At 70.6% G+C, this 1,005-nt stretch carries 1 pseudogene; it reads right to left on the bottom strand.

Features of this window, described 5'->3' with window-relative positions:
* Positions 1-1,005 (bottom strand): annotated as a pseudogene (locus AC1D15_RS34215) (heme utilization protein); the annotation flags it as partial.

Here is a 1,005-nt window from a genome sequence, read left to right as displayed (position 1 = left end):
TCTGGTCGCTGGTCAGCGCATCGACCTGGGCGGTCGTCCAGTTGCGGATCGCGGCGGTGCTCAGCGCGCGCAGGTCCGACGATTCGAGGTGCGGGATCTGGTCGCTCGTCAGCGCGGCGGCCTGGGCCGTCGACAGCACGCCGAACTGCGTGGTGCTCAGTGCGTTCAGCGAGTCGGAGGTCAGCGAGGACAGCTGGCTGGTCGTCAGCGCGGAGATCTGGCCGGTCGTCAGCGAAGCGACCTGGTCGGAGGTCAGCGCGSCGAACTGGTCGCTGTTCAGGCCGCGGATGCCGGCSGTGCTGATGGCACGCAGGTCGGCCGATTCSAGGTKSGGGATCTGGTCGCTGGTCAGCGCGCCGACCTGGGCGGTGGTCAGCGCGGCGAACTGGGCGGTGCTCAGCGCGCGCAGGTCGTCGGATTGCAGGCCGGCGATCTGCGTCGGCGTCAGGGCCACGACCTGGGCGGTCGACAGCGCGGCGAACTGCGCGGTGTTCAGCGCGTTCAGGTCGGTGGTCGTCAGGTTGGACAGCTGCGCGGTCGTCAGGCCGGCGACCTGGGCGGTCGTCAGGGCGCCCATCTGGTCGGAGGTCAGCGCATCGATCTGCGCGGTGGTCCAGCCCTTCAGCGCGGCGGTGCTCAGCGCGCGCAGGTCGTTGGTTTCCAGCGTCGGGATCTGGTCGGTCGTCAGCGCGGCGGCCTGGGCGGTCGACAGCGCGGCGAACTGCGTGGTCGTCAGCGCGTTCAGGTCATCGGTGCCCAGCGTGGACAGCTGGGTSGTCGTCAGTGCGGCGACCTGGCCGGTGGTSAGGGCGGCGAWCTGGTCGCTGGTCAGCGAGCCGAGCTGGTCGGAATTGAGCTGGCGCAGCGCGGCSGTSSWGATSGCACGCAGGTCGGCGGATTCGAGGTTSGGSAWCTGGTCGGTGGTCAGCGCGGCGACCTGGGCGGTCGTCAGCGCGGCRTATTGCGCGGTGGTCAGCGCGCGCAGGTCATCGGACTGCAGGCCGG

This window comes from Rhizobacter sp. P2_H2 (assembly GCF_056403375.1).
The sequence above is the reverse complement of the archived record's forward strand: the minus strand, read 5'-3'. Positions and strand labels throughout refer to the sequence as shown.